We start from the raw sequence: 22,427 nt of genomic DNA, 5'->3' as shown, positions 1-22,427 counted from the left end.
GGTACAATGATGATGCCGGCAAAAGTCGCAGCTACCCTCGCGATATTGCTGCTGGCCTTCGCGGCCTGCGGACGGCGGGGCAGCGAGGCCGTACACCCCCCGCCCGAACGGAAAACGGACAGAACGACGACCATGGACGCCCACAAGTACGACAAGCCCAATGACGCGGAGCTGCACGCCCGCCTGACCCGCATGCAGTACGAGGTGACCCAGCGGGATGCCACCGAGCCTCCGTTCCAGAACGAGTTCTGGAACGACCACCGGGAAGGCCTGTACGTGGACGTGGTGACCGGCGAGCCGCTCTTCAGCTCCCGTGACAAGTTCGACTCCGGTACCGGTTGGCCGTCCTTCACCCGACCAGTGGAAGACGCTCGCGTCGTGGAGAAAACCGACTCCAGCCATGGGATGGTTCGCCGCGAGGTTCGCTCCCGCGCCGGGGACTCGCACCTGGGCCATGTGTTCGACGACGGCCCTGGTCCGGACCGACAGCGCTACTGCATCAACTCAGCGTCCCTTCGCTTCGTTCCGGTGGAGAAGCTCGAAGCCGAAGGCTACGGACAATATCGGTCGCTGTTCGAGGGTTCTGCGAAACCCGCGGCCAGTTCCAGCGACAACAGCTGTGCTCGCCCCGAGCCAGGCCAGGCACCGGGGTGCGAGACCACCCTGGAAACCGCGGTGCTGGCCGGCGGCTGCTTCTGGGGCATGGAAGACATCTTGCGCAAGGTCGACGGCGTCATCGACACCGAGGTGGGATACGCCGGGGGGAGCACCGCCGCCCCAACCTACGAGCAGGTCAAGACAGGCCGTACCGGTCATGCTGAGAGCATCCGGATCGTGTTCGACCCGAAGAGGCTCTCCTACGCGGATCTGCTCGAAAAGTGGTTCTTCCGCATGCACGACCCCACGACCAAGAATCGCCAGGGGAACGACGTGGGAAGCCAGTACAGATCTGCCATCTTCGTGACCTCGCCGGAACAGAAGAAGGTGGCCGAAGAGGTGAAGGCGCGAGTTCAAGCCAGCGGCAAGTGGAAGGGGCCGATCGCGACGGAGATCGTGGAGGCCGGTCCTTTCACCCCCGCGGAGGGCTACCACCAGGACTACTTGGAGAAGCACCCGGGAGGGTACACCTGCCACTTCCTCAGGGACTGAGCGCTCTGCTCGGGCGTCAGCGCTTGCGCCGAACGATGCCCGGGCGCGGCTCCCCGGAGACGGCGGTCGGCTCTTCGGTCTTTTCCTGCGGCTCGCTCTCGGCCGAGCGCTCTGCGGGCAAGTTGAGCTTTTCCCGAAGCAGATCCCCGAGGCTGCCCATGGAGCCGCCGCCCGCCGGCGACTGGGCGAAGTCGCGATAGTTCTGACGCTCCTGCACCCGGGAGACCCCGGTCATGCTGAAGCGTTGGCGACCGTTCGGGTCGCGCTCCAGAAGCACGACGTCGGCTTCCTTGCCCACTGGGAAGGCTCGCCGGTGGTCGGCGCCTGGTGGTAGCCCGAGCTCCCTGAGGGGCACCAGGCCGTCGCCCTTGGACGTGGTCACCAACACGCCACCGTTGACATGACCCGACACGCGGCCGGCCAGTACCTCGTCCTTGGCGGCGCGAGCCCGCTCCTCGGCAGCGATGCGCGCCTTCATGCTGAGGCGCAGCCGGAGGCCCTTGTCGGTCTTTTCCAGCGACACCACGCGGACCTCCACCGTGTCTCCCACGCTGACGACGTCCTCCGGACTCTCCACCCGCCGGTGGGCGAGCTCCGACACGTGCACGAACCCGTCCACGCCACCCACGTCCACGATCACACCGTGCTTCTGAGTGGCTCGCACGGTGCCCGTGAGATCCGCGCCGGGCACGAGCTGTCCGCTCATCGCTTCCGCCAGACGCTGGCGTTCGTCTTCCAACAGCGCGCGGCGAGAAACGACGACCGAACGCCCCCCGTCTTTGATCTCGATGACCTTGACCTCGATCTCTTGGCCTTCCCACACTCCGAGATCCGCGGCGTAGCCGATCTCCACCTGCGATGCCGGACAGAACGCGCGCACGCCGCCGATCTCGAGCTCGAGCCCGCCCTTCACGGCCTTGGTGACCTTGCCGCTTACTGGCACGCCGCCTTCGCGTGCTGCTTGCAGCTGCGTCAGGTCCAGGCTCGTGCCGCGTCCCATCGCCAGTGTGAGCACCGGACCTTCGCTGTTCGCGCTGACCACGGTCGCTCGCAGTGGGTCTCCGACTTTCACCGTGACGTTGCCCGAGCGATCCTCGAGCTCCGAGCGGTCGATGCGTGCATCACCTGGTGTGCCGATGTCCACGAAGATGGCGTCCGCTGCGATCTGGATGATCGTGCCCTCGACCACATCGCCGTTGTGCAGGCGCCGCGTTGCTCTGCTCGAGCCGCTCTTGACCGATGCCTCCATCAACGAGGCGAAGTCGTCTTTGCTCATGGGGCGCGAAGCATGCCATTGGTCCCGGCGGGAGCAAGAGCCAAGAAAGCGTCGACGATACGGGCGAATTCGAGGGCATTTCCTGTCGCCCCTTGCGCTGTGACCCCGATCCTGGCGCACGGATTGCGCAAGCGCGGCGGTCCCCTGCGGCGCATTGTCGCTGCCCAAGCTCCGGGTCATCGGACGCTGCGTCCGGCGCCTGCAAGAACTGCGGAATTGCTGCTCTGTCCACCGTTCCGGGTACGGAAGTTGCTGATTCGCTTGCATGGACGTCTCGCGGTTGCGTCAGCTCGCGCTCAGTGATTCCGGCTTCGTCTTCGATCCCGTGACGGGCCACACCTTCACCGTCAACGCCGCCGGATTGATCGTGCTCTCCGCGTTGAAGGAGGGGCAGAGCACCGACGCCATCGTCAAGCGCCTGCGCGACGAGATGGAAATGGACGGCAGCGAGGACGTGGCACGCGACGTGGACGACTTTCTCGCTCGTCTCGCCGAACAAGGGCTGGCAGGCTGATGTCCGGCATCAGCTGTGCGGTCGCCATCACCGGCATGAACGCGACGGACAATCCCGCGCCAGGTGTTGCCGTGGCGCGCTCGTTGCGCGCTGCGCCCGAGTTCGCCGGGCGCGTCATCGGGCTGGGCTACGACGCGCTGGATCCGGGCTTCTACTCCGAGGGACTGCTCGACGCCGCGGCGATCCTCCCGTTCCCGTCATCCGGTCGCGAGGCGGTGCTGAGTCGGATTCTGGAGGTCAAGGAGCGCTTCGGTCTGGACGTGCTGCTGCCCACCCTGGACTCCGAGCTCAGGGCCGTGGCGATGCTCGAGGAAGCCCTTCAAAAGAGCCAGATCGCAAGCCTCGTTCCGCGCATCGAGTCGGTGGACCAGGTGTCCAAGTCGCGGCTGCCGGAGCTGGGAAAGCGCGCCGGGTTCTTGGTTCCGGAGTCGGAGGCGGTGAGCAGCGCTGCGGCTCTTCCGCGCCTCGTGTCGCGCTTCGGCCTGCCCATCGTGATCAAGGGAGTCTTCTACGGCGCGACCATCGCCTACAGCGAAGCGGACGCCGTGCAAGCGTTCCACCATTTCGTCGCTTCCTGGGGTCTGCCAGTCGTGGTCCAGCGCTTCGTGAAGGGCGAGGAGTACAACGTTGCCGGGCTGGGAGACGGGAACGGGAACACCGTCGGAGCCGTTGCGATGCGCAAGATGGCCCTGACGGAGAAGGGGAAAGGTTGGGCCGGCGTCACCATCGACGACGCTCGCCTGCTCGACGTCACGGAGAAGGTCGTTGGCGCGTTGTCTTGGCGCGGCGGCCTCGAGGTGGAGCTGATCAAGGAGTCGGAGGGGGGCACCTTGTACGTCGCCGAGGTGAATCCTCGCTTTCCTGCCTGGGTCTACCTGGCGACGGCCGCGGGGCAGAACTTGCCGCTCGCGTGCGTGAAGCTCGCCATGGGCGAGCCCGTCGCGAAGATGTCCGGCTATCGCGTCGGCACGATGTTCGTGCGCATCTCGATGGACCAGATCGCGGAGCTTTCCCGCTTCGGGCACATCGCTTCCACTGGCATGGCCGAGCTCGGCCCGGAGGTCCCATGAAGCCGCGTTACGAGAGGCCGGTCATCGTCCGCCACGCGATGGGTGGCCGTAGCAAGTTCGGCGCCGTCACCACGCCGCGGGCGGTCACGGAGTTCGAAGGTGCTCGGGTGGCGGACCTGATGTCGACCTACGGCTCGCCGCTGTTCGTGTTCTCCGAGCGCATCCTGCAAGATCGCGTGCGGGAGCTGCGGGACCAGCTGGCGCGGCGCTTCCCCCAGTTCACCATCGCCTGGTCCTACAAGACGAACTACCTGGAGAGCGTGTGCCGCGTCTTCCATCGCGAAGGCGCCTGGGCCGAGGTGGTGTCCGGCCAAGAGATGGAGAAGGCCTTCCGGACCGGAGTCCCAGGCTCGCAGATCGTGTTCAACGGCCCATCCAAGACGGCGCGCGATCTGGAGCGGGCCTTCCAGGAAGGTGTCCACGTGAACATCGACCACCTGGACGAGCTCGCCCTCGCGGAACAGGTGGCGGCGCGTCTCGGCATCCAGCCGACCGTGGGCATCCGCGTCAATCTCGCCGAGCTGCCGGTCCCCAGCTGGGATCGCTTTGGCTTCAACGTGGAGAACGGCAGCGCCATGCAGGCCGTGCGCCGCATCGAGAGAGGGGCGCGCCTGGTGCTGGACTCCCTGCACTGTCACATCGGCACGTTCATTCTCGACCCAGATGCCTATCGCCTGGAGGCGCGCGCCCTGGGTCGCTTCGCCCGCGCCCTGGCGCGGGAGCACGGGGTCCGCATCCAGACGTTGGACTTCGGTGGCGGCTTCGCGTCCCACAACACCCTGCACCAGCAGTACCTGCCCGGTGAGGAAATCACGCCTTCTCTGGGGCAATACGTGGAGAAGCTCGCCGCGGGCCTCGAGGAAGGGCTCGACGGCGAGCCGGCGCCCCGCGTCGTGCTCGAGACCGGTCGCGCGCTGGTGGACGACGCCGCCGTGCTGCTCTCCACCGTGATCGGCTCCAAACGTCTGGTGGACGGCCGGCGCGCGGTGATCCTCGACGCGGGAGTGAACATCTTGCCCACGGCTTGGTGGTACCGGCACGACGTCCACCCCGCCCAGGATTCCCACGGCGTGGCCGAGCCTTCGGTCTTCTTTGGGCCGCTGTGCATGAACATCGACGTCGTCCGAGACGGAATCCTGTTCCCGCCCATGGAGTCGGGAGATCGCGTCGTGATTGGACACGTTGGCGCCTACAACGTCACGCAGTGGATGCAGTTCATCACGGAGCGACCGAACGTCGTCATGGTTTCCTCGCGAGGTGAGCACGGCTTGATCCGCAAAGCCGAAACCGTCGACACGCTGCTCGCCCAAGAAGTGGTGCCAGCGTGGCTCAGGAGCTGAGCCAAGAGAGCCGGATCACGGTGGCGCTGGAGCTTCTGCTCCGGCCCTACGCTCAGATCGTGTTCGCTCGCGGCGTGGGGCCGGGACTCTTGGTGTTCCTCGCCATCGCCACGGTGCCCCGGCTCGCGCTCGCTACCCTGGGTGCACTGGTCGTGGGTCACCTCACGGCCTGGGTGTTCGGTCTCGGTGCTCGCGTCGTGCGCGAAGGAACCGGCGCGACCACCGCCATCCTCTCGACCTTGGCGCTGGCCATCTTCGCTCCCGGGGGCGGGCACCCGCTGGTGTTGGTGTTCTTCGCGGCCGTGCTCGCGGTGCTGCTCAGTGCCTCCTTCGAAGCGGTGTTCTCCAGCGTGGCGCTACCCACCCACTCCTTGCCCTTCATCGCCAGCGCTTGGATCGTCCATCTCGGCGCGCGCAGCTTGCCGGCCTCGGACGCCATGCTGGAGCTCGCCGCTCCGGCGTCCTTCTTGCCGGCGTCCATACTGGCGCCTTCGTGGCTGGACGTTCCGGCGTCGCTCTTGTTCTTGAGCGGGGGACTGGCTGGCGCCTTGGTGCTGGCGGCCATCGCCTGGCACAGCCGCATATCTCTGCTGCTGGCGCTGATTGGCGGGCTGGTGGCGGCGCTGATGCGCCTGCTCCTGCGAGCGGACATGGAGCCCTCGCTGGTGGACGTGCTGGCGTCCTTCAACGCGGTGCTCACCGCCATGGCGCTGGGCGGCGTCTGGTTCGTGCCGCAGCCGGCGTCGCTCCTGCTCGCCGCCGTGGGCGCCGCCATCTCCTCGTTGCTCGCCTATGCCCTCGCGCCGGCGGCGGGCATTGCGTTCTTGCCGGTGCTGTCGCTGCCCTTCGTGGTGACCACACATTTGGTGCTCACGGCGTCGCGCCGCCGCGAGGCGGATACGCGACCGCGGTCCACCATCCCCATGGATCGACCAGAGGAAGCGCTGGCCAGTCATCTCATGCGCGTGCGCCGATTCGGCGACGTCGCGTGGTTGCCCTTCCGGCTGCCCTTCCGCGGAGAGTGGACCGTCACCCAAGGGTACGATGGTCAGTACACCCACAAGGGCTTGTGGCGACACGGTCTCGACTTCGAGGTGAAGAACAACGAGGGCAAGACCTTCGGTCGCGACGGCGCCACGCTGCGGGACTACCACTGCTACGGCTTGCCGGTGCTGGCGGCAGGCCTGGGCACCGTGGTGAGCGTGCACGACGGCATCGACGACAATCCCCCCGGCGAGGTCAACACCCACGACAACTGGGGCAACGCCATCGTGGTTGCGCACGGCGTGGGCCTGTATTCCCTCTACGCCCACCTGCAGCCTTCGAGCATCCGGGTACGCCCCGGGGAGGTGGTCACGCCGGGCACGGAGATCGCCCGCTGCGGCAACTCCGGTCGTTCTCCAGAGCCGCACCTGCACTTCCAGCTACAGCGCCTGCCGGAGCTCGGCAGTCCCACGATGCCGTCCGACTTCGGTGACGTCGTGAGCCACGGCGACGATGGCTTTTGCCTGAGCACCCGCGTGATCCCGCAAGAGGGGCAGCTCGTGCGTCCCGTGATGCGGGACGAAGCCTTGGCCCGCGTGCTGGCGTTCGTGCCCGGCTCCGCCTGGGAGCTGGTCGACGAGGGCGGACAACGGGAAGTCGCCCGGGTGGAGCTGGATCTCCTCGGTCGTCGCTTGCTTCGTTCCCGACATGCCGCGCTCACCATCGATCCCTACGACGGCGGCTTCGTGGTCGTGAACTTCGCCGGCCGCGCCAGCTCCATGCTGCGCTTCTTGCTCATCGCGCTGGCGCGCGTGCCCTTCGATCAGGCCGACGCGCTGTCTTGGGAGGAAGAGCTGCCAGGTCGCTTGCTGCTCTCCGGCTACCGGCGCGCCATCGCGGACTTCATGGCGGTCTTCGCCCCCAACGTGGGCAGCACGCGCGTCGCCTACACCTTCCGTCGCGAACCGGGCTCGGTGGTGATCGAAGGAAAGAGCCCGCGCTTTTCGAGCCGCGTCGACCTTTCCCTCGGGGACTCCGTTCACCGCGTCGAGGTGCGCTACGGACGCCATGAGGCAAAGTTTTCGCTGCGCCCCGCGGACGCCCACGCCGAGGAGGAGCCCGCGTGAGTGCGCCGCTGCTCATCGCGCTGGCCATGACGCTGGGCTTCAGCCTGCCGAGCGATCGCGAGGTCGACGCGAGAGCGGGGGCCTGGGACGCCTCCGTCCAAGCCGAAAACGACGGCAACGTGCAGCGCGCCCGGGAGATATTGGCTGCGGCGTGGAGCCCGGAGGCGGCCGGCTACGAGGTCACCGTGCGCCTCGCCTGGCTGTCCTTCCGGCTGGGAGATCTCGATGCGGCAGAGCGCCTCTACCAGCGCGCTCGGAGCATGGACGGGGCCGGCCCCGAGGCGACGCAGGGGCTGGCCGCGACGCACGCGCGGCGTGGATTCATCGAGCTCCATGCGGGGGACGTGGAAGCGGCTCGCGCGAGCTTCCGCGCCGCGCTGACCATCAATCCAAGATACTCGGAGGCCCGAAGGGGGCTGTCCCTGTGTCGGACCCATCCCTTCGATCTCGAATTTTGGATTGGGGGTTATTCCGTCGCGGAACCGCAGCGGACGACGGGCGCACTCGGCTTCGCCCACTTGCGTCTGCGCCCGTCGCAGCACCTTCGGCTGCGCGCGGCCTACCGTTTTCAAGGCTACTGGGTCGAGCAAAGCACGGACACGGGTCCCGGCTTCCAGGGCGGACGCTCGCAGACCAAGAGCGTGGGCGAGAATCGCCACGAGCTGTGGGCCGGCGGAGGCGTGGAGGCGACGTGGCTCGGCGTCGAAGCCTTGGGGCTGTGGATGCCGAGCACGGATCAGCCCACGCTGTTCGGACAAGCCGCGCGGCTTCGACTGGGTGAGCGCGTCGGCGTCAGCATGGAGCAGGCCGTGCTCGGCTTCCGAGGCGAGGCGGGGTATCAGCTGGCCCCAGCGGGCTACGCCTGGATGTCTCGAAGCGTTGCTGCCAACGCCGGAGCGCGCTTCACGCACGATGCCGCGGGCGGCGCCTGGGCGGCCGAGGCCGGGCTGTCGCTGTTCGCGGATCCCGCGGAGCTTTACCTGAGCGGCCGTGTGGGGCGGGCGCGCTGGCCCGTCGCGGTCACGATTCCGAGCGTGCTCGGCGTGGACGGCGACGTGCGCTACGGCGGCACGCTGACGCTGATGTTCGGCGTGTCCGAAGCGACCGCCCTTGGGATCAACGCCGAGGTGCACCGTCTCGAAACCGCGGACGGCGACACGACCTACTTCGGTGCCGCTCTGGGCTTGCGCCTGAGCCCACCCGTCGAATGAGCAAAGGAGAAGACCGATGACCGCCCGCCGCACCTTCGCATCCCTCGCGCTCATGGCGCTGGTCGTGCTCCTGCCCGCCGTCGCGCGATCCGACGCTTCGCAGGAGGTCCAAGACCTGTATCGGACGTCTTACCGCGAGGAGGCCAAGGGCAAGGCGACCGCCGCGCTCGACGCTATGAAGAAGATACAGACCAAGAGCGGCGCAACGTACTTCGTGTCCGCGCGCCAGGGCTGGCTCGCCTACCTCGCGGGGCGCTTCGGCGAATCCGAAGCGGCGTATCGAGCAGCCATCAAGAGCAAGCCGGACTCGATCGAGGCGCGGCTCGGGCTCACCTTGCCGCTCTTGGCACAGAAGAAGTGGCGCCCGCTCGAGAAGGCCTGTCGCGACGTGCTGAAGCTGGACGCACAGAACGCCGTGGCCCGCGCGCGCTTGGCGCATGCCTACTATTCCATCGGCAACTATCCGGACAGCGCGACGGTGTACCGCAAGCTGGTGCGCGACTACCCCGCGGAGCTCGATCATCAGACGGGGCTCGGTTGGGCGTTGGCCCGGATGGGGCGCGCCGGCGAGGCGAAAAAGATCTTCGCTGAGGTGTTGGCGGTCTCGCCGGACAACCCGAACGCGCGCCAAGGCATGGCGCTGCCGTAGCGCGATTTTGGAGGCTTCGAGCACGGCCCCGCGGCTCTGACCTTGCGGCCCGAAGGGCGGGGCTGCAGAGTCTCCACATGGTCGTCGTTCTGAGACGCGGTCTGGTCGCCGCCGGCGTGGGGCTCGCCCTCGCCGCGACCTCCGGCGTTGCACCGGCGGAGCCGGCAGAGCCCGCGGCGCTGCCCGCCTGCATCAAGGTGCGCGCGCGGGCGCAATATGGAGCCTATGGCTACGATCACATCGTCAGTATCCACGACGGCTGCGACAAGACCGCCGCGTGCGTGGTGAAGACGGACGTCAATCCGGATCCCCTGTCGGTGCGCGTGGCGCCGGGCAAGACGGAAGAGGTCGTCACCTTTCGCGGATCACCGTCGTACACCTTTCACGCGACGGTGCGCTGCGAGCTCGTGGACGAATGAGATTCGCCGCGTGCTTGATGCTGACGGCGTGCTCTTCGGCCTCCGCCGAAGAAGTCACGTGTCGTCCCCTGGGCGGCGAGCGTCAGCTGTGTGGCTCGACTTCGGTCACCGTTCCCGTGGTTTCCACGGACCAGACTCCGGTGGTGGAGGCCCGCGTGGGGGGCAAGCTGGTGCGTCTCCTGCTGGACACCGGCGCCGAGAAGACCACGCTGTCCTCCACGCTCCTCGGCGTACCGGATCAGGTGCTGATGAAGGCGCCGGAGATATGCATCGGGAAGCTGTGCCTGCGGCGAGAGGAGATCTACGCCTGGGATACTCGCTTCAGCTCACCGGACGCCGGCGCCACCAACGGCTTCGTGGGCATGAGCACGCTTCGGGATTTCGACCTCACGCTGGAGCACGGGCAAGCGGTCACCCTGGCCCACGGCTCGGCCCCCTGCGCCGGAACGGTGGTGGATCTGGGGCAGACGGACTATGGCTCCCCCACCGCCAGCATCACCGTGGGTCCGCTCGAGCAGAAGGACGTGGTGATCGACACCGGCTCCACCTTCTCGCTGTTGTCCCAGAGCACCGTCGCCGCCCTCGACCCCGCCGCCCTCGCGCCCAAGACGTCGGCGTCTCTGTGCACCGTGAATGGTTGCCAAGACGGCGTTGCGTTCACAGCGCCGCTCGCCCATTACTGCGTGGGTGCGGGGTGCGAGAGCGACGTGACCGTGAAGTTTCCGGTGTTCGACGCAGTGGGTACGAGCTTTCTCGCCCGCCGCAAGGTGAGCTTCGACTTCGCCGGAAACCAGCTCTGGTTCTGCGCCGACTGACCCCGCCCATGCCCAAACCCAAGCCCGAGCCCACCTTCACCGCAGCTCTCGAACGCGCCACGCTGTTCGCGATTCGTCACACCTGGAACGACCTGAATGGGACCTTCTTTCGCTGGCGCCTCGAGCACCCCGTGTTTCGCCTGAGCGACACCTCGGAGCGCTTGGGCGCGTGGGACTCCGAGCACCGGACGCTGGAGCTGTCCAAGCGCCTGCTCGTCGAGCACGGCTGGGGCGCCCTGGTGGAGGTGCTCAAGCACGAGATGGCTCACCAATTCGTGGACGAGGTGCTGAACTTGCGCGGTGAGCCGGCGCATGGCCCGGCGTTCCAGGAGGTCTGCAAGCGGCATGGCTTCGATGCGCGGGCTTCCGGCGCACCCCACGGTGTGGACCCGAGCTCCAGCGACGGCCGCGTCCTCGAGCGCATCACCAAGCTCCTGGCCTTGGCTCAGAGCTCCAACGTGCACGAGGCCCAGGCGGCCATGAGCGCGGCGCAGCGCCTGATGCTCAAGCACAACATCGACTCCATCGCTCACGGTCGCCGCGGCTCCTACACCTTTCGTCACCTGGGCGAGCCCAGCGGTCGCGTTGGCGAGGCCGCGCGCATCCTGGCGTTGATCTTGTCGGATCACTTCTTCGTAGAAGCCATCTGGGTGCCGGCGTTCCGGCCGCTCGAGGGCAAGCGCGGCAGCGTGCTGGAGGTGTGTGGCACGCTCGAGAACGTGGAGCTCGCGGAGTACGTGCACACGTTCCTGACGCAGACCTCGGAGCGCTTGTGGAAGGAGTACAAGCGCGACAACGGCATCAAGCGCAACACCGCTCGGCGCACCTACGTGGCCGGCGTGATGGCGGGCTTCCGGGACAAGCTCAAGAAGGAGCGCACGCGCAACCAGCAGGAAGGACTGGTATGGGTGGGGGATCCGGAGCTTTACGGCTATCTCCGCGCTCGCCACCCGCGGATGCGCACCACCCAGTTCGGCGGCGGAGCGCGCACGGACGAGTTTTCCCACGGGCGAGAGGCCGGACGAAACATCGTTCTCCACCGCGGAGTCCGCAAAGGTGCTAGCAAATTCGTGCATTTGTTGCCGGGGCGGCGCGATTCCTGACGCGGCTCGACGTCAGCTCGCGAGCCGAAGACAATGAGGGCCGAAGCCGTCCAACGTTAGTTCCGTGAGCGATACCTCCCCCGACCGCGCCTCCGAGGCGCACTCCCCGACCGATCCCGCCGAGGCCGCTTCTCCGGCCCCCAGCGGAGTGGTGCGGGGTGGCGCCGCCGCGGAGGAGGACGCCTCCGACAAGGAGGCGCTGGTCGGCACCGTGCTCGCCGAGCGCTACCGCGTGGAACGCTTGTTGGGTACCGGCGGCATGGGGGCGGTGTACCGCGCCGAGCACGTGCACATGCGCAAGGCCGTCGCGGTCAAGGTGCTCCACCGGGAGATGACATACTTGCCGGAGGTGGTGGCGCGGTTCGAACGGGAGGCCGTCGCTGCCGCGCGCATCGAGCACCCTCACGTGGCGGCGGCCACGGACTTCGGTCAGCTGGAAGATGGCGCGTTCTACCTGGTCCTCGAATTCGTGGAAGGCAAGAGCCTGCGCGATGCGATCAAGGAGCAGGGGCGGCTGCCGGTCCCGCTCGCGCTGCACGTCACCCGCCAGATTGCGGATGCGCTGTCCGCGGCCCACGCCTCGGACGTGGTGCATCGGGATCTCAAGCCCGACAACATCATGTTGATCGAGCGCGAAGGGGACGAAAACTACGTCAAGGTGCTGGATTTCGGCATCGCCAAAGTCAGCACCGGGGACGCCTCTCAGCAGCTCACGCAGCTGGGCAGCGTGTTCGGTACGCCCGAGTACATGTCGCCGGAGCAAGCGACGGGAACGCCCGTGGATTCTCGCGCGGACATCTACACGCTCGGCATCCTCGCTTATGAAATGCTCGGCGGTCACACTCCCTTCGACGACGACGACTTGGTGGTGGTGCTGACGCGGCAGATGACCATGGACCCGCCGCCGCTGCCCCCGGACGTGCCGGCGCCCGTGAGCGAGCTCGTGTTTCGCATGCTGGCGAAGGATCCGGACGCGCGCCCGCAAACGGCCGGCGACGTCGTCGCCTGGATCGACGGACTGTTCGGCAACCCGGCGGCGCTTTCGCCAACGCCGTCTCCCGCGAGCGTGGGCACGCCGTCTCCCGCGAGCGTGGATCGCGGCGTGCAGTTCAACGACACCGTGCTCAGCATGCAGCGCCCGCCGATGGTGGCGGAGGCCACCAGCCTGCCGGGCTCGGCCCTGCGCACCGCAAAGAGCCCCCTCGCTCCGTTGTTCGAGAAGGTGCCGGCCCTCGCCCGCACCGTGGATCTGGGCGGACAGCGCGTACCGATCTGGGGCATCGCTCTCGCGGGGCTCATTGCCGCAGCGGGAGCGTTCGTGCTCATCGTCGTCCTCGCCGTCGCCTCCCGCGGCGGCTCGACCCCGTCCCAAACGGCCAGCGGCGTGAAGGAGCCGGCGCCGGATCTCGCCCCGGTGATCAAGGCGGCGGAAACCGGCGATCGCCAAGCGTTGGCCCAGCTCCAAGCGCGACCGGAAACGGAGCGCACGGCTCGGGAATGGCGCGCCATCGGTCGTGGCCTGTCCGTCATCGGACACGTGGGCCCGAGCTTGAGCGCCTACGACAAGGCGCTGGGCCTGGATCCCGCCTTGGCCAAGGATCGCGGCATCGTGCGTGACGTGCGCAAGGCGGCGGAGACCAGTGCGCAGGCCGAGCGCGCGCTGGATCTCGCGGTGCAGGCTTTGGGCGCCACAGGTGCGGATCTGGTCTACGACGTGTACCTCGACACGCGGGGCAGCAAGGGCAACCCCGAGATCAACAAGCTGGCCAAGACTCGCTTGGAAGGCGGCGTGCTCCGCTCCAAGGCGTCCCCGGCGCTGCTGGTGGCGCTGGACCTGGCCAAGGCCAAGGGCTGCGGGGCGTACAAACCGATCCTGGAGCGCGCCGCCACCGACGCCGACGCGCGCTCCCTCAGCAAGCTGAAGAGCCTGTCGGCTCGCCGCGGCTGCGGGTTCTTGGGGCTCTCGGACTGCTTTTCGTGTCTCCGGGGGTCGGCGGATCTGTCCACCGCGATCAAGCACGCCGAGAGCACTCCCGCGCCGTCCTTCCCATGACCGGACCGGCAGGGCGGCTCTACACCATTGCCGTCACCGGGACGAACGGCAAGACCACCACGACGAGCATGGTGGACGCCATCGTCGCCCAATCGGGGGAGCCCTCGGCGCGCGTCACGACGTTGGGGTCATGGGTCGACGGCCGGCAAATCGCGAGCACCACGGACCTGGACGCGTTCTTCGGCGCCGTTGCCGCGGCCCTGGACGCAGGGGTGCGTACCCTCGCGTTGGAGGTCACGAGCAAGGCGCTGCGTGACGGCTTCGCCCGCCATTGGCCAGCGAACGTCGCGGTGTTCACCAACCTGACGCGCGATCACTTCGACTATCACGAGTCCCCCGAGCACTACCTGGCGGCCAAGGCGCAGCTGTTCACCTCGCTGCCGGCGGATGGCGTCGCCGTGCTCAATGCGAAGGACGCGGCGAGCGTTCTGCTCCTGGACGTGCTTCCGCCGGGGGTTCGGGTCGCGGGCTTCCGCGTCGGACCGACAAACTCGGGCTTCCCCGAAGAGAGCGTCGCCTTGGCCGCCGAGGAAGTGCAGGCCACGCCGGAAGGAACGCGGGTGAAGCTCGGGCCGTCGCCCCTGGCGGAGGCGCTCGGGGGCGAGCTGTCGATCGCGGCGCTCGGGCGCTTCAACGTGGAGAACGCGTTGGCGGCCGCGGTGGCAGCGGACGCTGCGGGTTATCCGGCGAGGGCGATCCGGGCAGGGCTGGCCGCGTTTGGGGGCGTGCCCGGTCGGCTGGAAGTGGTGTGGCGATCTCCGATGGTGCTGGTCGACTACGCCCACACCCCGGACGCTCTCGGCCAGGTGCTGAAGGCGGCGCGGGCGCTCGGCGGGGGGCGAGTGTGGGCGGTGTTTGGCTGCGGGGGTGACCGGGATCGCGGCAAGCGTCCGGAGATGGGGCGAGTCGCAGCGCGTCACGCCGATGGCCTGGTCTTGACCAGCGACAATCCCCGCGGCGAGGAGCCCGCGGCCATCGTGGAGGAGATCCGCTCGGGAATGGAGGAAGGTCCGGAGCGGGCCGAGCGTACGGTTCGTGTCGTGGTCGAGCTGGATCGAGAGCGCGCCATTCGACTCGCCATCCACGAAGCGGAGCGGGATGATATCGTGGTGATCTGCGGCAAGGGACACGAGCGACTGCAAGTGATCGGCGGGCGCTCCGTTGAGCTTTCGGACACGGGCATTGCGCTCTCTGCGTGCCGTGCTCGCTTCGAGGAGAAATCGAAATGAAGATCGATCGCGAGAAGTTCTTGGCCCTCGCCATCGGCGCTGCGTGCGCCACCGGCTGCTACGTGGAAAGCGGTCCTCCTCGCAGTCAGCAGCCCCCACCGCCGCCGCCTGGCCAGCAGCCCATGGCGCAGCCGGCCCCGGCGCCTGCTCCCGTCGCCGCTCAGCCGGCGCCGCCGCCCGGTGTCCAGCCGGCGCCTGGGCAGCCAGCCCCCGCGCCCGGTCAGCCCACGGCGCAGCCCGGTCAGTGGCCGGGATTTCCGGCGGGCTGGCAGCCGCCGGCGGGGTGGCAGCCGCCCCCCGGATTCCAGCCTCCCGCGGGTTGGGTGCCGCCCACCGGGGAAGCCGGCACTCCGGTGCCGCCGCCGACCGGCGAGCAGTGACGACCGCGAGGGCGTGGCACTAAGCTGCGCCCAATGACCGAGAACTTCGCAGACGCCATCAACGAATCGGCAGGGGGCTTCAACCGCGCCATGGGCCTTCGAGTCGTGCGCGCGAACCGCGACGAGGTGGTGGGAGAGTGGGTCGTGGGACCCGAGCACCACCAGCCCTACGGTATCGTCCATGGGGGTGTGTTCTCGGGGTTGATCGAGACCCTCTGCTCCGTGGGGGCTGCGCTCGACGCCATGCCGCGGGGTCAGAGCGTGGTGGGCATCGAGAATCACACTTCATTCTTGCGGGCGGTGCGAGAGGGCAAGCTCACCTGCACCGCCCTGCCGCTGCAGCGGGGGCGGCGGGCGCAGCTGTGGGAAGGGGCGGTCCGCGACGAGCAAGGGCGGCTGGTGGCCAGCGGCCGGGTGCGGCTGATGTGCCTGGAGGGAGGGGCTGCTTTGGCGGGAGAAACGGTGGGCGTGAAGCCGACTTGACCCGGTTCGTGGCGCGTGGGATACATCCGTCCATCCTGATGGCCGGATGAAATGTCCAGCGTCGACACCACCGTGAGCCTTCTGCACCTGTTCGGGGATGCCACCCGTATGCGGCTCCTCGCCCTGCTCGCGGACGAGGAGCAGACGGTGGCGGAGCTCACCGCCATCACCGAGCTGCCCCAGTCCCGCGTCTCCACGCACCTCGGCCGCCTGCGGGAGGCGGGCCTGCTTCGGGATCGAAGAATGGGTGCCTCCACGTTCTATGCCTTGAACGAAGCGGCGATGCCGGACGAGGCGCGCCGCGTTTGGCATCTGGTGCGCGCCGATTTGGACGACGCCGTGATCGACGCCGACCGCGCCCGGGCCGAGGAGCTTCGGCGTGCTCGCGATCAGGGCAACGGTTGGCCCGACACCATCGCTGGCCAGATGGAGCGGCACTACTCCCCCGGGCGCACCTGGGAAGCGACGGCTCGCGGCTTGCTCGGATTCCTGACTCTGGGAGAGGTGTTGGATCTGGGCTCGGGAGACGGCGCCATCGCGCAGCTCCTGGCGAGCCGCGCCCGCAGCATCACCTGCGTCGACAAGAGCGAGCGTCTGATCGAAGCGGCGCGCCGCCGCTTCGCGGGGGACGCCTCGGCGCGTTGCGTCCAGGCGGACATGCACGCGCTGCCCTTCGATCCTTCGAGCTTCGATCAGGTGCTGTGCTCCAACGCCCTGACCTACAGCGACCAGCCGGAGCGCGTGATCTCCGAGGCAGCGCGGGTGTTGCGACCGGGGGGCACCTTGGTGCTGATCACCCTGGCGGAGCACGCCCACGAGGCGGTGACCCGCGCCTACGGCCACGTTCGCCCCGGGTTTGCCCCGAAAGCACTGGAGCGTTGGCTGAAAGCCGCGGGGTTCTCCGTGCTGAGCTGCGGCGTCACCAGCCGCGAGCGGAAGAAGCCCTACTTCGAGGTCGTCACGGCCTTTGCCGACAAGAGCGGAAACGGAAACAAGAAATGACCGAGCGAAATGTCGAACAGCTGATCCGAACCACTGCGGCGCGACGCATCCTCGTGATCGACGGCGCCATGGGCACCGCGATCCAGGCGGAGAAGCTCGAGGAAGCCGACTTCCGCGGCAAGCGCTTTGCCAAGCACCAGAGCGAGCTCCGCGGCAACAACGACATCATCTCCCTCACCCGGCCGGACGTGGTGGAGAAGATCCACGACGCCTACTTCACCGCGGGCGCGGACATCGTGGAGACCAACACCTTCAGCAGCACGCGCATCGCCCAGGCGGACTACCATCTGGAAGACGCCGTCTACGACATGAACGTGGAGTCGGCGCGGCTGGCCAAGCGCGTGGCCGCGCGCTGGAGCGACAAGACGCCGGACAAGCCGCGGCTCGTGGCCGGCGCCATCGGACCCACGAACCGCATGCTCAGCATGTCCCCTCGGGTGGAGGATCCAGGCTACCGCGCCGTGACCTTCGACCAGATGCGCGACGCCTACGCTGAGCAGGTGCGCGGCCTGGTGGACGGCGGCGTGGATCTGATCCTGGCAGAGACGGTGATCGACACCTTGAACTTGAAGGCGTGCATCTACGCCATCGAGGACGTGTTCGAGGAAAAGGGCGTTCGCTTGCCGCTGATGCTCAGCGTGACCGTGACGGATCGCAGCGGGCGTACCCTCTCCGGGCAGACCCTGGATGCTTTCTGGACCAGCGTGGCGCATGCACGGCCGCTGTCCGTGGGTATCAACTGTGCGCTCGGCGCTCGCGAGATGCGTCCGTACATGGAGGAGCTCTCGCGTATCGCGCCGGTGCTCTCTTCCTGCTACCCGAACGCCGGTCTGCCCAACGCCTTCGGTGAGTACGACGAAATGCCGTCGGACACCGGTTCCCTGCTCGGAGAGTTCGCGCGGGATCAGCTGGTGAACATCGTGGGCGGCTGCTGCGGCACCACGCCGCCGCACATCCAAGCCATCGCCGAAGCCGTGCAGGGCGTCGAGCCCCGGCGCATCCCCGAGCCGAAGCAGGTCTCGCAGTTCGCGGGGCTCGAGACCCTGACCATCGACGACGACTCCAACTTCATCATGGTGGGCGAGCGCACGAACGTCACCGGCAGCCGGCGCTTCGCCAATCTGATCAAGGCTGGGGACTACACCACCGCCCTCGAGGTGGCCGTGCAGCAGGTGCGCAACGGCGCCAACGTGATCGACGTGAACATGGACGAGGCCATGCTCGATTCCGAGCAGGCGATGACCACGTTCATGAACCTGGTCGCCAGCGAGCCGGAAATCGCCAAGGTGCCCATCATGATCGACAGCTCCAAGTGGAGCGTGATCGAGGCGGGCCTCAAGTGCGTGCAGGGCAAGGGCATCGTCAATTCCATCAGCCTGAAGGAGGGCGAGGCCGACTTCCTGGAGAAGGCCAAGAAGGTGCGCCGCTACGGCGCCGGCGTGGTGGTCATGGGCTTCGACGAAGAAGGCCAAGCAGAGACCGCGGAGCGAAAGCTCGCCATCGCAAAGCGCGCCTACGGCCTGTTGACCGAGACCGCAGGCTTTGCGCCCACGGACATCATCTTCGATCCCAACATCTTCGCCGTGGCCACCGGCATCGAAGGGCACAATCGCTTCGGCATTGCGTTCATCGAAGCCGCCAAGCGCATCAAGGCCGAGTTGCCCGGAGCCAAGATCAGCGGCGGTGTCAGCAATCTGTCCTTCTCGTTCCGCGGCAACGACAAGGTGCGCGAGGCCTTCCACTCGGTGTTCCTGTACCACGCCATCAAGGCCGGGATGGACATGGGCATCGTCAACGCCGGTCAGCTCGTGGTGTACGAAGACATCGAAAAGGAGCTGCTCGAGCGCGTGGAGGACGTGCTCTTCGACCGTCGAGCGGACGCCACCGAGCGCATGGTGGAGCTGGCGGAGCGGGTGAAGGACAGCGGCAAGAAGGCCGAGGTGGATCTCTCCTGGCGCGAGGCCAGCGTCACGGAGCGCATCAAGCACGCGTTGGTCCACGGCATCGTGGATTTCATCGAGAAGGATGCCGAAGAGGCGCGAGTGGAGCTCGGGGCGCCCCTGTTGGTGATCGAAGGGCCGATGATGGCCGGCATGGCCGTGGTGGGCGACCTGTTCGGCGCCGGCAAGATGTTCTTGCCCCAGGTGGTGAAGAGCGCTCGCGTGATGAAAAAGGGCGTGGCCTACCTCGAGCCCTTCATGGAGGCCGAGAAGGAGGCCAGCGGTCAGAAGGGCAAAGCCAACGGCAAGGTCGTGATGGCCACCGTGAAGGGCGACGTGCACGACATTGGCAAGAACATCGTGGGCGTGGTGCTCGGCTGCAACAACTACGAGGTCGTCGATCTCGGCGTGATGGTGCCGATGGACAAGATCTTGCGCACCGCCGTGGAGCAAGATGCCGACATCGTGGGCCTCAGCGGGCTCATCACCCCCAGCCTCGACGAAATGGTGTTCGTGGCCAAGGAGATGGAGCGCCAAGGGATGAAGCTCCCGCTGCTCATCGGTGGTGCCACCACCAGCCGCCAGCACACCGCCGTGAAGATCGCTCCGGCGTACTCCGGCATCGTGGCTCACGTGCTCGATGCATCGCGCGCGGTGAACGTCGTCTCCTCCCTGCTCGACACGGAAGGCCGCAAGACCTTCGCGGAGAGCAACCTGGCCGAGCAGAAGAAGCTCCGCACCATCCACGCCAACAAACAGCGCACGCCGCTGGTCTCCTTGGAGCAGGCGCGGGGACGCCACGCGCGCATCGAGTGGCGCGCGGAGGACATCCAGAAGCCGGAGTTCGTGGGCACGCGCCTGGTGGAAGATCAGCCCCTCGGGGATCTGGTGGAGTACATCGACTGGACCTTCTTCTTCGCCGCCTGGGAGCTGCGCGGGAAGTTCCCGCGCATTCTGGAGCACCCGGAGTACGGCGCCGCGGCGCGGGACCTGTACGACAACGCCAAGACATTGCTCCGCCAGATCATCGACGACAAGCTGCTGCGGGCCAACGCCGTGTACGGCTTCTGGCCCGCGGCGTCCGAGGGTGACGACATCGTGTTGTTCTCCGACGAGAGCCAGAAGCAGGAGATCGCGCGCTTCAACATGCTGCGCCAGCAGGCGAAGCACGACGACGGACCCTGCCGCTCTTTGGCGGACTTCGTGGCGCCCGTGGGCTCGGGCCTGGTGGACTACGTTGGAGCCTTCGCGGTGACCGCGGGCCTGGGCGAGGTGGAGCTGTCGAAGAAGTTCGAAGCGGACAACGACGACTACGACTCCATCATGGTCAAGGCGTTGGCCGATCGCCTGGCGGAGGCCTTCGCCGAAGAGCTCCACCAGCGCGTGCGCCGCGAGTGGGGCTACGGCGCGGAAGAGCGCCTGAGCATGCAGCAAATCCTGCACGAAGATTTCCGCGGCATCCGCCCGGCCTTCGGCTATCCCGCGTGTCCGGATCACACGGAAAAGGAGAAGCTCTTCCGCCTGCTCCAGCCCGAGCGCGCCGGCATCACCTACACCGAGGGCTTCGCCATGATTCCGCCGGCCAGCGTCAGCGGCCTGTACCTGTCACACCCCAAGGCGCGTTACTTCAACGTGGGCCGCATCGGGCGGGACCAGGTGACGGACTACGCCAAGCGCAAGGGCATGAAGATGGAAGAGGCGGAGCGCTGGCTCGCGCCGAACCTGGGCTACGATCCAGAGGACGAGGGTCGCGTCAGCCAGGCGATCTTGACCGCAGAGGTGGAGCGCCTCCGAAGCCGCATCGCCGCTCGCTGATCGCTTTCATGTTGGTCCGGCGCGATTCCCGTCGCGCCCCGGACTCAGTTCCCGCCGCCCGCGCCGCTCTGTCCGCTGCCGGCGTCTGCCGGCGCGCCGTAGGCGCCGCTGAAGTTGCCGCTGCCGCCCTGGCCGGCCTGCCCGGCGTCGGGCGGACCGCCGTACACGCCGCCGCTGTTGCCCACGCCGGCGCCGCCGGCCATGCCCGCCATGCCACCACTGCCGGCCACGCCGCCGCTGCCCGCCGAGCCGCCGCTACCGGCTTGCCCCGCCGAGTTGCCACTGCCGCCGCTGCCACTGCTGTCGCTGCTGCCGCAGGACGTCGCCGCGAGGCCTGCCGCCAGGGTGGCGCTGAAGGTCCACAGGGCGGCGCGGTTCAAGCGACGATCCGGCATGCGCGGGGCAGGAGCGCTCGAGAGATCGAGCTCGGCGCTGCAAAAGGGACACGTCGTCTCGTCGGCTCGCACGTGGCAAGCGCACTGGGGACAGGGGACGAGGTGCTTCATTCAGAGGTTCCTTTCGCGTCTTCCACGATCAGATCGAAACGGCCGTAGTCGAAAGGCTCCCCGGGAGCCTCGCTGCGCTTCACGAGGCGTTCTCGTTTGCCCGCCCGCTGCATCATCAACGCTCGGTGATGACAGTAGGGATTATTACCCGCCTTGCCGAAGGTCGTAAAGCTCGTCCAAGTACAGCCGGCGCGGCACTCGTCGGCGTAGTAGCAGGTGCGACAGTATCCCCACAGATCTTCGACCGTGCGGTCCCGGGTATAACGCAGGGCCGTGGCGCGCTCCCACACGTCCAGGAGCGACGCGTCCCGCACGTTTCCGCCGGTCCAGTCTCGGGTAGGTAGCGACGGGCAGCCCTTGATGGCGCCGTCCGCTTCCACGGCGATCAAGTTGCGCCCCGCTCCACAAGAGCCGCCGTGCCCCCCCGGCATGGTTCCCTTGAGCGTCGACTCGAAGGGACCAAAGTAGCCGATGTTGTTTCCCGGCCAGAGCATCACCCCGAGCTCGTCCCCCCGTTGCTTGAGGCGACCGAGCATGGGGAACAGCTCGAGCAGATCGTAGGGCTGGAGCAACACCTCCGGCTCGTCCGCGGCGCGGCCCATGGGCACCGTGATCTGGATCTGCCAGGAGCTGGCGCCCGCCCCGGCGATGGTCTCGAGCACCTCCGGAAGCTCCGGCATGCTCAAGCGGTTGATCTGCGTGTTCGCCGACAGCCGCAGGCCGGCGTCCTGCAGGTGAGCGAGCGCCTCGACCGCAGCGCGATGAGAGCCCGGCACTCCGCGCAGGCGGTCGTGGGTGGCCTCCGCGCCGTCGATGGACACGCTCACGCGCTGCAGCCCGGCGTCCGCGGCGGCGCGGGCGCGCTCCGCCGTGATGCCGCGGCCTCCGGTGGTCATGGTCGCGATCATCCCGTGCTTGCGGATGGCCGCCACGATCTCGACCCAGTCCTCGCGCAGGTACGCCTCACCGCCGATGAGCGTGATCTCCTGCACGCCGAGCTCGGCGAGCTGACGCACGACGTCGAGACACTCCTCCGTCGAGAGCTCGTCCTGTCGCGCATGGCCCGCGCGGGAACCGCAGTGCCGACACGCGAGGTCGCAGGCCAGGGTGATCTCCCACACGCAGTAGATGGGCCGCCAGGCGCGATCGACGTCGCGAGCGGCGTCGGCCAAGGGCAAGCGACGGAGGCTCGGCGGCGACTGCGGCGCGACGGGCAGGCGCCGGAGCTTCTGCTCCATGAGCGCGGCGCGCTCCGGCGCGCTCAACGGATCGGGCCCCCGCTCGGACATGGCGTTACCGTAGCTCAGACGTGGAGGGCCGGCCGGCGAAACGCGCCGGGGCTCGCGCCGGACCAACAAAACC

General features: G+C 67.9%; 19 protein-coding genes. 16 read left to right on the top strand and 3 right to left on the bottom strand.

Annotation, left to right across the window (positions count from 1 at the left end):
* Nucleotides 1–9: 9 nt before the first annotated feature.
* Nucleotides 10–1,149 (top strand): bifunctional methionine sulfoxide reductase B/A protein, encoded by a 1,140-nt coding sequence (locus tag H6717_16450; protein ID MCB9578619.1) that lies wholly within the window; start codon nucleotides 10–12, stop codon nucleotides 1,147–1,149.
* A gap of 16 nt (nucleotides 1,150–1,165) precedes the next feature.
* Here H6717_16450 and H6717_16445 read toward each other — a convergent pair whose 3' ends face one another.
* Complete coding sequence (locus tag H6717_16445) at nucleotides 1,166–2,425, bottom strand: S1 RNA-binding domain-containing protein (GenBank protein MCB9578618.1); 1,260 nt, start codon at nucleotides 2,423–2,425, stop codon at nucleotides 1,166–1,168.
* Nucleotides 2,426–2,690: 265 nt separating this feature from the next.
* Between H6717_16445 and H6717_16440 the strand changes: the two genes are divergently transcribed.
* From H6717_16440 to metH, 15 genes are all read left to right on the top strand, one after another.
* Nucleotides 2,691–2,939: an HPr-rel-A system PqqD family peptide chaperone gene (locus H6717_16440; protein MCB9578617.1), complete on the top strand. Its 249-nt coding sequence runs from the start codon at nucleotides 2,691–2,693 to the stop codon at nucleotides 2,937–2,939.
* On the top strand, nucleotides 2,939–4,009 hold the full coding sequence (locus H6717_16435; protein ID MCB9578616.1) for an ATP-grasp domain-containing protein: 1,071 nt from the start codon (nucleotides 2,939–2,941) through the stop codon (nucleotides 4,007–4,009). The genes H6717_16440 and H6717_16435 overlap by 1 nt, the downstream gene beginning before the upstream one ends.
* Nucleotides 4,006–5,349 (top strand): diaminopimelate decarboxylase, encoded by a 1,344-nt coding sequence (locus H6717_16430; GenBank protein MCB9578615.1) that lies wholly within the window; start codon nucleotides 4,006–4,008, stop codon nucleotides 5,347–5,349. Before H6717_16435 ends, H6717_16430 begins: the two co-directional genes overlap by 4 nt.
* Nucleotides 5,334–7,460: an urea transporter gene (locus H6717_16425; GenBank protein MCB9578614.1), complete on the top strand. Its 2,127-nt coding sequence runs from the start codon at nucleotides 5,334–5,336 to the stop codon at nucleotides 7,458–7,460. The genes H6717_16430 and H6717_16425 overlap by 16 nt, the downstream gene beginning before the upstream one ends.
* Nucleotides 7,457–8,671: a hypothetical protein gene (locus H6717_16420; protein MCB9578613.1), complete on the top strand. Its 1,215-nt coding sequence runs from the start codon at nucleotides 7,457–7,459 to the stop codon at nucleotides 8,669–8,671. The genes H6717_16425 and H6717_16420 overlap by 4 nt, the downstream gene beginning before the upstream one ends.
* A 16-nt stretch (nucleotides 8,672–8,687) precedes the next feature.
* Nucleotides 8,688–9,320: a tetratricopeptide repeat protein gene (locus H6717_16415; protein ID MCB9578612.1), complete on the top strand. Its 633-nt coding sequence runs from the start codon at nucleotides 8,688–8,690 to the stop codon at nucleotides 9,318–9,320.
* Between the two features lie 77 nt (nucleotides 9,321–9,397).
* A complete protein-coding gene (locus tag H6717_16410) occupies nucleotides 9,398–9,739 on the top strand; it encodes a hypothetical protein (protein MCB9578611.1) in 342 nt (113 codons plus the stop codon).
* Entirely contained in the window at nucleotides 9,736–10,554 is an 819-nt protein-coding gene (locus tag H6717_16405; GenBank protein MCB9578610.1) for a hypothetical protein, read from the top strand. The genes H6717_16410 and H6717_16405 overlap by 4 nt, the downstream gene beginning before the upstream one ends.
* An 8-nt stretch (nucleotides 10,555–10,562) precedes the next feature.
* Nucleotides 10,563–11,657, top strand: a complete 1,095-nt coding sequence (locus H6717_16400) for a DUF2786 domain-containing protein (protein ID MCB9578609.1) — start codon at nucleotides 10,563–10,565, stop codon at nucleotides 11,655–11,657.
* Between the two features lie 64 nt (nucleotides 11,658–11,721).
* A complete protein-coding gene (locus H6717_16395; GenBank protein ID MCB9578608.1) occupies nucleotides 11,722–13,710 on the top strand; it encodes a serine/threonine protein kinase in 1,989 nt (662 codons plus the stop codon).
* Nucleotides 13,707–14,939: a UDP-N-acetylmuramyl-tripeptide synthetase gene (gene murE / locus H6717_16390; protein ID MCB9578607.1), complete on the top strand. Its 1,233-nt coding sequence runs from the start codon at nucleotides 13,707–13,709 to the stop codon at nucleotides 14,937–14,939. Before H6717_16395 ends, murE begins: the two co-directional genes overlap by 4 nt.
* Nucleotides 14,936–15,319 (top strand): hypothetical protein, encoded by a 384-nt coding sequence (locus tag H6717_16385; protein ID MCB9578606.1) that lies wholly within the window; start codon nucleotides 14,936–14,938, stop codon nucleotides 15,317–15,319. The genes murE and H6717_16385 overlap by 4 nt, the downstream gene beginning before the upstream one ends.
* A 33-nt stretch (nucleotides 15,320–15,352) precedes the next feature.
* Complete coding sequence (locus tag H6717_16380; protein MCB9578605.1) at nucleotides 15,353–15,802, top strand: PaaI family thioesterase; 450 nt, start codon at nucleotides 15,353–15,355, stop codon at nucleotides 15,800–15,802.
* A 51-nt stretch (nucleotides 15,803–15,853) separates the two neighbouring features.
* Nucleotides 15,854–16,804: a metalloregulator ArsR/SmtB family transcription factor gene (locus H6717_16375; protein ID MCB9578604.1), complete on the top strand. Its 951-nt coding sequence runs from the start codon at nucleotides 15,854–15,856 to the stop codon at nucleotides 16,802–16,804.
* Nucleotides 16,801–20,559 carry a methionine synthase gene (gene metH / locus H6717_16370; protein ID MCB9578603.1) on the top strand — a complete coding sequence of 1,253 codons (3,759 nt, stop codon included), beginning with the start codon at nucleotides 16,801–16,803 and terminating at the stop codon, nucleotides 20,557–20,559. The genes H6717_16375 and metH overlap by 4 nt, the downstream gene beginning before the upstream one ends.
* 44 nt (nucleotides 20,560–20,603) lie before the next feature.
* On the opposite strand, the gene H6717_16365 is transcribed toward metH, so the two are convergent.
* Together H6717_16365 and H6717_16360 are read right to left on the bottom strand one after the other, a co-directional pair.
* The gene (locus tag H6717_16365) at nucleotides 20,604–21,065 is read right to left on the bottom strand and encodes a hypothetical protein (GenBank protein MCB9578602.1); all 462 of its coding nucleotides are present in this window, start codon (nucleotides 21,063–21,065) and stop codon (nucleotides 20,604–20,606) included.
* Nucleotides 21,062–22,354, bottom strand: a complete 1,293-nt coding sequence (locus tag H6717_16360) for a radical SAM protein (GenBank protein MCB9578601.1) — start codon at nucleotides 22,352–22,354, stop codon at nucleotides 21,062–21,064. Before H6717_16360 ends, H6717_16365 begins: the two co-directional genes overlap by 4 nt.
* Between the last annotated feature and the right edge of the window lie 73 nt (nucleotides 22,355–22,427).

It is taken from the genome of Polyangiaceae bacterium, assembly GCA_020633235.1.
Classification (GTDB): Bacteria; Myxococcota_A; Polyangia; order Polyangiales; family Polyangiaceae; genus JACKEA01.
This window is presented reverse-complemented; position numbering and strand designations above follow the sequence as displayed.

Excerpts from the sequence above, each read along its gene's own strand:
- H6717_16415 (MCB9578612.1), top strand. The coding sequence starts at position 8,688 with ATGACCGCCCGCCGCACCTTCGCATCCCTCGCGCTCATGGCGCTGGTC.
- H6717_16435 (MCB9578616.1), top strand. The coding sequence starts at position 2,939 with ATGTCCGGCATCAGCTGTGCGGTCGCCATCACCGGCATGAACGCGACG.
- H6717_16365 (MCB9578602.1), bottom strand. The coding sequence starts at position 21,065 with ATGAAGCACCTCGTCCCCTGTCCCCAGTGCGCTTGCCACGTGCGAGCC.
- H6717_16385 (MCB9578606.1), top strand. The coding sequence starts at position 14,936 with ATGAAGATCGATCGCGAGAAGTTCTTGGCCCTCGCCATCGGCGCTGCG.
- H6717_16430 (MCB9578615.1), top strand. The coding sequence starts at position 4,006 with ATGAAGCCGCGTTACGAGAGGCCGGTCATCGTCCGCCACGCGATGGGT.
- H6717_16450 (MCB9578619.1), top strand. The coding sequence starts at position 10 with ATGATGCCGGCAAAAGTCGCAGCTACCCTCGCGATATTGCTGCTGGCC.
- H6717_16445 (MCB9578618.1), bottom strand. The coding sequence starts at position 2,425 with ATGAGCAAAGACGACTTCGCCTCGTTGATGGAGGCATCGGTCAAGAGC.
- H6717_16380 (MCB9578605.1), top strand. The coding sequence starts at position 15,353 with ATGACCGAGAACTTCGCAGACGCCATCAACGAATCGGCAGGGGGCTTC.
- metH (MCB9578603.1), top strand. The coding sequence starts at position 16,801 with ATGACCGAGCGAAATGTCGAACAGCTGATCCGAACCACTGCGGCGCGA.
- H6717_16360 (MCB9578601.1), bottom strand. The coding sequence starts at position 22,354 with ATGTCCGAGCGGGGGCCCGATCCGTTGAGCGCGCCGGAGCGCGCCGCG.
- H6717_16375 (MCB9578604.1), top strand. The coding sequence starts at position 15,854 with ATGTCCAGCGTCGACACCACCGTGAGCCTTCTGCACCTGTTCGGGGAT.
- H6717_16400 (MCB9578609.1), top strand. The coding sequence starts at position 10,563 with ATGCCCAAACCCAAGCCCGAGCCCACCTTCACCGCAGCTCTCGAACGC.
- H6717_16410 (MCB9578611.1), top strand. The coding sequence starts at position 9,398 with ATGGTCGTCGTTCTGAGACGCGGTCTGGTCGCCGCCGGCGTGGGGCTC.
- murE (MCB9578607.1), top strand. The coding sequence starts at position 13,707 with ATGACCGGACCGGCAGGGCGGCTCTACACCATTGCCGTCACCGGGACG.
- H6717_16405 (MCB9578610.1), top strand. The coding sequence starts at position 9,736 with ATGAGATTCGCCGCGTGCTTGATGCTGACGGCGTGCTCTTCGGCCTCC.
- H6717_16440 (MCB9578617.1), top strand. The coding sequence starts at position 2,691 with ATGGACGTCTCGCGGTTGCGTCAGCTCGCGCTCAGTGATTCCGGCTTC.